Below are 6,282 nucleotides of genomic sequence, written 5' to 3' on the forward strand. Positions count from 1 at the left end.
CCTTGCGGTGTTTCAGCCCGTCCGGGTTTGAGAATCCTGCCTGCTCACGCAGAAGCGCCGGCGTACTCTTGCCGGGTTTGGCATCGGGCCTTATGTCTTCAAGACCTTGCGCCCACGCGTCGAGCATTACCTTTGGCCACTTCCTGAAAGCCCGGGAAACGCTCGGCACATTCTCTTACAAGAGGCAGGACACTTTGCACTGCTGCGGTAATACGCTTCACGCTATTAGTCATGTCGGCGGTGGTCAGGCCTAGCCACGCGCCGCCATAGCGTACAAATGCTTTGCCCGACGCCCATACGCGCTTACCGTACAGAGGCAGCGCTGGAAGATTCGTCCTGTATCGCGGATAGACGGTCACCGTGACGATGTCATAGACGGGTGCCAGGCGGACATCCTCTGCGGTGGTATACGTCACGGCGAAATTCTTCAGGTGTGCGTCCGCATTTCTCAGCGCGATGTTCAGGAGTTGCAGCGTAAAGAGCTTGCGGGCGTTTTCCTTGACGTTGTCACCAGAGCTGAATTCCTGTGTCAGCTTAGCCAAGTCTTCGAGGGTTCCCTTGCGATATTTCTCGACAGGATCCAATCCCTTCAACGCGCAATAGTCTTGACCCTGAAGGAAAAAAGGTTATTTGCACCCCTTCGGCGAGGCGGCGTTATTTGGACTTCCGCCGCACCGAGACCGCGCACTTCGCTATCAGCTCAACGCGGCAAGGCACACCGTGATCGTGATCAATGAGATGACCGTGGAAAACAGAATGGTGCTGGACGTCACCGCCGCCTCCCGCTTATAAAATTCCGCGAGCATGAACGGCCCCGTCCCCGTGGGTAACGCGCTGAGTATGACCGCCGTCTTCGCCCACAACACCGGCAGTGCGAACACGTGAAACGCCAGCCACCATGTCAGCAACGGTTGCGCAGTGAGCTTGGCCAAGACCAGCATGGTGGTAGTTTTAGCCGCGCCGCCTTCTGACTTCCCGGCAAGAAACAGCCCGAGCGCAACGAGTGCGCACGGGCTTGCCGCTGCGCCCAGCAACTTGAGAAACGTGTCCGCACCACCCGAGATAGTGAGCCCCGCTCCGCTGCACAACCAGCCCGCAAACGGCGCGAACAACAACGGATTGGTGACCAGCGACCTGACCACCTTGCCAAGCGTGGCAACCAATTTCTTCTCGGTCTGCAGACCCAGTTCGATCAGCACAATAGCCACAGCGAATAGCACGCACACCGTCATGATCGTCGCAATCACCGCGGGCGCGAGGCTCGCGTGACCGAAGGCGAGCATGCATAACGGCAAGCCGATGAAACCCGCATTGGGATACGCAGCGTTGAGACCGTCGAGGCTGGCATCGGCGAGGTGACGCGACTGTTTTAATCGGATCAGCACGGTCAACACAAAGACCCCACCCGCACCCAGTCCAAACACTGCTATGAACGCAGGCTGATCTAGCGCATGCCATGGCGTGGTCGCCATGATGTCAAAGAGCAGCGCGGGCAACGCAAGATAGACCACGAACCGATTCAGTTCCGACGACGCATTCGGTCCCAGCCGATTGGTCTTGCGACACGCATAACCCGCAAAGATCAACGCGAACACAGGAAGAATGATCTTCAGGAGCGGAGTGAAAAGCGATAAGACCAGCGACGACATGAGCAGCGGAGCCAAGTGAATGAGGCCAAGAGCATAGCGGCTGAATCCGCTCGGCGCAGAGCGAGCTTTATAAAGGTGAGCGATTTCGGGAGCCGCGCGAGGTGAGTTGCATGACTCGACAAAAACTCACGCTTAAGGCGATTTGCAAGTATCGCTAACTAGATCGAAGGGGTAAGCTGGCTTCAGCAAGTGCTTGAGGTATACCGCTAAAAGCCTTTATCTATAAGGCTTGCACGGCTTCTCTCCGACATCGCTTTGAGATCTTCACCACGTTTCGCAAGGGCTATGCGCAACACAAACTCGACCCTCCGCTCGCGTAAGCGTGAAGCGAGTGACGCTATAGGTGAGGTTATACGGGAGGGTGATCCTGCGATGTTGAGAAAGCACATTAAGAGCTTCGAGCGGCTCTTGCGATGCGCTGCCTGTGCCGCGTTAAAGCGTTCTCTATCAATGAGTTGCGACCCGTTGTTAAAACAGTTGGTACGCGTGCAGGTGAGCTTTGAGTGCTTCCTGACAGTGCTTTTCGATAACTTCATCACGCTATAGGTGAGGCTATGCGGGACTCGAAACAACGGAATGAAGCTTGCTCATACAGCGACATGTATCACGCAAATGCCGCTTAAATGCCGCTCAATCACAACGAGGACCATCATGAAATTCAAACGATCCGTCACCATCGGCACAACGGCTTTGCTGGTGATCGGCGGACTGGGCCTGCTGGCTGCATGCGCAATGGCCGGCAGCAACAAGAGCGGCAACGCGCAGGTGCCCGAGCCTGCGAAGCCGGTCGATCTCGATCGTTACCTGGGTCAATGGTTCGAATTTGCACGCTATGAAAACCGCTTCGAACGTGGCTGCGAAGCGGTCACGGCAAACTATGCAAAACGCGATGACGGGCTGCTTTCCATCGTCAATTCGTGTCGGACTGGTGGAGTGAATGGAGCCTTCAGGTCGTCCGAAGGGAAGGCGAAGATCGTCCCGGATGCGAACAACGCGAAGCTCAAAGTGTCGTTCTTCGGACCGTTCTACGTTGGGGATTACTGGGTGCTCGATCACGCCGATGACTACACGTGGTCCATCGTCGGCGAACCGAGCGGCAAGTATCTCTGGATCCTCACGCGTGAAGCGAAGCCATCGGCCGAGCAACGCACGGCATTGGTCAATCGCGTACGCACGCTCGGCTACGACGTGACGCTGTTGCGAGAGACCTTGCATTGAGCGTCATTGAACAATCAAACACCAATCAGGAAGCGTTCCTTGTTGCGCCCCGCGAGCCAGCCCGGTGGGCGCCCGCGCCCGCTCCATGTCTCGCCTGTCTTCGGATCACGATACTTCGGCGGCAACGGCGCCTTCTTGGCCGGCCTGCCGCGCTTCGCTGAAAAGCCCAGCTCTTCGGCGGTCAGGTCGTAGTCAACAATCTTGCGTTTGATCTCTTCAATCACAGCCGCGATTTCCTTCTGCTGTGCAATCGCAACTTCCTTATGCAGTTTTTCGAGTTGTGCGGTCAGTTGCTTGTAGGTGGCCATAAGCTGCTCTCTGAATTTGGCATGAGCGCCAGCGTCACCGCTTAATCGTCGATGGCGTCATACAGATGGCGCTCGAATACGGCTGCCATCGGAAAGGGTTCCACGCTGCGTCGCTGGATCAGCATGATGCCGATCATGTTTTCAACCGGATCAGCGAACCAGCTCGTGCCGAGCGCGCCGGGCCAGCCGAACGAACCCACGGAACGATAACCGAGCGTGCGTTGTTGCGCTGGATCGTCCACGATGGCCAAGCCCAATCCAAACCCTTGACCTCCCCACACGATCTGACCGAACGCCGGAATGCGGCGCTGATCACGAGACAGGAAATTCGTGCGCATGAGGTCCACTGACCGATGCGTCAGCAGACGCGGACCGCGCGCGCGTTCATCGGCGTGGCCTTGCAGACGGCCGCGGCCGAGCAGCAGGCGCGCGAAACGCAGATAGTCGTCGGCAGTGGAAACAAGACCGCCGCCGCCGTTTTGAAAGCGTCCGGGTTTGGCAAAGCGGCTCGATGCCGGATGATCTTCCACCACACGTTGCCGCGTAGCTGGATCAATGGCATAAGCCACCGACAATCGCCCGAGTTTTTCAGGCGGCACCACGAAGCCAGTGTCTGTCATTGCCAGTGGCTCGAAGATGCGTGTACGAAAGAACGCCTCAAGCGACATGCCACTGATGCGCTGGATCAGCGCACCAAGGACATCGGTGGAGATGCCGTAGTGCCAGCGCGTGCCCGGCTGGAATATCAAGGGTAGTTCGGCCACACGCCGCAGCCACGCGCCAGGGTCCGCCAATCCATCAACATCGTTGAAGATATTGCTGTAGGCGTCGGCTAGCGCGCCGGACGCAGTGAAGTGATAGGCAAATCCGGCGCGGTGCGTAAGCAGATCGAGCAAGGTGATGGGGGCGCGAGCGGGTTCTGTGCGGTCGAGCGGCGCGGCCGGGTCGGCGAGCACCTTGGGGTTGGCCAGTTCAGGCAACCAGCGCGACACCGGGTCATCGAGTGCAATGCGGCCTTCTTCCACCAGCATCAAGGCGGCGACGCTCGTCACGGGTTTCGTCATTGAAGCTATGCGGAACAGCGTGTCGCGCGTCATGGGTGTGAGCGTGTCGATGTCGCTGTGGCCCAGGGTATCGACCCGGGCTATTTCGCCATGGCGCCAGACCAAGCTGACGCAGCCGGCGACGTCGCCGGTCTCGACGAACTGCTGCATCGCGGTACGTGTGCGCTCAAGGCGCGTGGCGCTGAATCCCGCGTCGGACATTCAATATCCCTCTTTGTACGCAATTCTCAGCCCATCATTTAAGCACGCCGGGAATTAGACTCCAAGGAAAGATTTACTTCGGTTGCAACTCCGTGACACAAAAACCGGAAATTAAACCACATTGCCTTACACAAGTTTTAAACCAGTGAGCAATTCAATCCGATGCCGGCTTCAAGTTGTTCGAGCCGGTCGTTGATTCGTTGCATGCGCGATTGCTGGGCGGGCACAAGAGCACGGGATGCCACGAGATCAACCCGGTTACGCCAGTAAGACAAAGGAATGCGATCGTCAGCGGAGATTCTTCCGATTACTTGCTCCAGATGGAGAATATCCGTTTCGATTTGCCGATGATTCATTCACTACTCCATGGTAGATGTTATTTTTACTTTTTATCGAACGAGTTCGACGCAACACGCGGAACAGATAACCGTTTCCGCTGTCACAAGTTGGATGCTCTGAGGTTCGCGCAATGCGCGAACACGCCGCCAGAACGAAGGCAGCGCAGGCCTGGAAGGACTTCCTGCAGAGTATCTAAACAGGCGGGGTGTTGTATATTCCGCAAATGCGGAACAGTAAAAATGCAATAAGCCGACATCTCGGATCGGCAAATTATCCGCATGACAGGAGAAAATGGATGCTTCTTGAAAGCGACCAATATGACCACGCTGTCAACGCTATATATGAAACGCTCACCCAACCGCGCGCCTGGCATGCCGTATGTGCTGCGATCGCCGGCTTGATTGGCGCCCGCGCGGTCTGGATTACCGTGAACAGTATCAACGATAAGCAGTCCGCTAATCCTCATTCCGAAAGTTTCGGAAATTTGGCAAATAAAAATCATTACACCGTCTCTGGAAATCGGGCAGCGGAATCGATGAAAAATCCAATTGAATCGTTTGCGCGGTTTGAATTGGATCAGAAAAGCGCTGATTCCGGGAACATTATTGCGTCGGCACATATTTCAAGCCGGCCTATTCTCGATACCGGCAAATTGCTGGTCACGCTGGTTTGTGAGTTTGACTCGGAGAGGGAGGCTCTAGTCGAACCGGAGCCGCGCTGGCTCGATCGCCTGATGCCGCATCTTTCACGCGCTGCACAACTTCAGGACGTGCGTTACTTCGCGACGCCTGAGCTTTTCGCCCGTGTTCCCGTTCTCGACGAATGGCGTCAGCCGGCCATGCTCGTCGCGCTGAACGGGACACTGCTCCGTTTTAACGATGCAAGCACGCAGATGCTGGGACGAACCAGGTTGGTTCAGGTCGCCGAAGGAAAGCTTGAATTGCAAGGGGCCGCGCAACGGCAGATTTTGGAAGAATGTCATGCGACGGTTGATGTGACGCCGGCGTACAGGATGCTTCGGCTGACGGAAGATCACCACGATGAGTCCACCGGTCAAGACGCGCTATACGTGTTTTATCACCCGGTCACAACGAACCGTGGGCACGCCGCGCTGCTCACGTTCTATCACCCGGATTCACCGCCAATTGTCGATTCGGATCTGCTCGCGAGTGCGTTCGACCTGACACCGGCAGAGTGCCGCGTGGCCTGTCATATAGCGGAAGGGCGCACGCCCAAAGAGATTGCCAACCAAATTGGCGTCCAGCACGACACCGTGCGCAAACAGTTGCAGGCGATCTATCAGAAGACGGCAACGAATCGTCAGGTCGACCTGATTCGCCTGCTGCTCAACCTGCCCGCTCACCCGGCGCCGGATTAGAGCCTGAGTTGAACAAGGCCCGGCGTTACTGCGCTTTGCACGCAATCAACAGGTTGTTCTGGCCGTTGTCGCTGCTTTGATCGAGGACGTCGTAACTGCCTGCGCACAACGCGCGGGCATTTTGC

At 56.9% G+C, this 6,282-nt stretch carries 7 protein-coding genes; 2 read left to right on the plus strand and 5 right to left on the minus strand.

What is annotated here, in order from left to right:
- Positions 1-98: 98 nt before the first annotated feature.
- Together JWR14_RS01075 and JWR14_RS01080 are read right to left on the minus strand one after the other, a co-directional pair.
- Positions 99-584 (minus strand): HipA domain-containing protein, encoded by a 486-nt coding sequence (locus JWR14_RS01075; protein ID WP_299699881.1) that lies wholly within the window; start codon positions 582-584, stop codon positions 99-101.
- 111 nt (positions 585-695) lie between these two features.
- Entirely contained in the window at positions 696-1,649 is a 954-nt protein-coding gene (locus tag JWR14_RS01080; RefSeq protein WP_299699884.1) for an AEC family transporter, read from the minus strand.
- 651 nt (positions 1,650-2,300) lie between these two features.
- Between JWR14_RS01080 and JWR14_RS01085 the strand changes: the two genes are divergently transcribed.
- Complete coding sequence (locus JWR14_RS01085; protein ID WP_299699887.1) at positions 2,301-2,867, plus strand: lipocalin family protein; 567 nt, start codon at positions 2,301-2,303, stop codon at positions 2,865-2,867.
- A 14-nt stretch (positions 2,868-2,881) separates the two neighbouring features.
- On the opposite strand, the gene JWR14_RS01090 is transcribed toward JWR14_RS01085, so the two are convergent.
- The 3 genes from JWR14_RS01090 to JWR14_RS01100 form a co-directional block, all read right to left on the minus strand.
- On the minus strand, positions 2,882-3,175 hold the full coding sequence (locus tag JWR14_RS01090) for an H-NS histone family protein (protein ID WP_299699891.1): 294 nt from the start codon (positions 3,173-3,175) through the stop codon (positions 2,882-2,884).
- Positions 3,176-3,216: 41 nt separating this feature from the next.
- On the minus strand, positions 3,217-4,440 hold the full coding sequence (locus tag JWR14_RS01095) for a serine hydrolase domain-containing protein (protein ID WP_299699894.1): 1,224 nt from the start codon (positions 4,438-4,440) through the stop codon (positions 3,217-3,219).
- A gap of 137 nt (positions 4,441-4,577) precedes the next feature.
- Positions 4,578-4,796 (minus strand): hypothetical protein, encoded by a 219-nt coding sequence (locus tag JWR14_RS01100; protein ID WP_299699897.1) that lies wholly within the window; start codon positions 4,794-4,796, stop codon positions 4,578-4,580.
- A 191-nt stretch (positions 4,797-4,987) separates the two neighbouring features.
- Between JWR14_RS01100 and JWR14_RS01105 the strand changes: the two genes are divergently transcribed.
- Positions 4,988-6,157, plus strand: a complete 1,170-nt coding sequence (locus JWR14_RS01105; RefSeq protein WP_299699900.1) for a helix-turn-helix transcriptional regulator — start codon at positions 4,988-4,990, stop codon at positions 6,155-6,157.
- Positions 6,158-6,282 lie beyond the last annotated feature (125 nt).

It is taken from the genome of Caballeronia sp., assembly GCF_028292365.1.
Lineage (GTDB): Bacteria > Pseudomonadota > Gammaproteobacteria > Burkholderiales > Burkholderiaceae > Caballeronia.

Coding starts and splice junctions, on each gene's coding strand:
- JWR14_RS01085 (WP_299699887.1), top strand. CDS start 2,301: ATGAAATTCAAACGATCCGTCACCATCGGCACAACGGCTTTGCTGGTG.
- JWR14_RS01095 (WP_299699894.1), bottom strand. CDS start 4,440: ATGTCCGACGCGGGATTCAGCGCCACGCGCCTTGAGCGCACACGTACC.
- JWR14_RS01080 (WP_299699884.1), bottom strand. CDS start 1,649: ATGTCGTCGCTGGTCTTATCGCTTTTCACTCCGCTCCTGAAGATCATT.
- JWR14_RS01100 (WP_299699897.1), bottom strand. CDS start 4,796: ATGAATCATCGGCAAATCGAAACGGATATTCTCCATCTGGAGCAAGTA.
- JWR14_RS01090 (WP_299699891.1), bottom strand. CDS start 3,175: ATGGCCACCTACAAGCAACTGACCGCACAACTCGAAAAACTGCATAAG.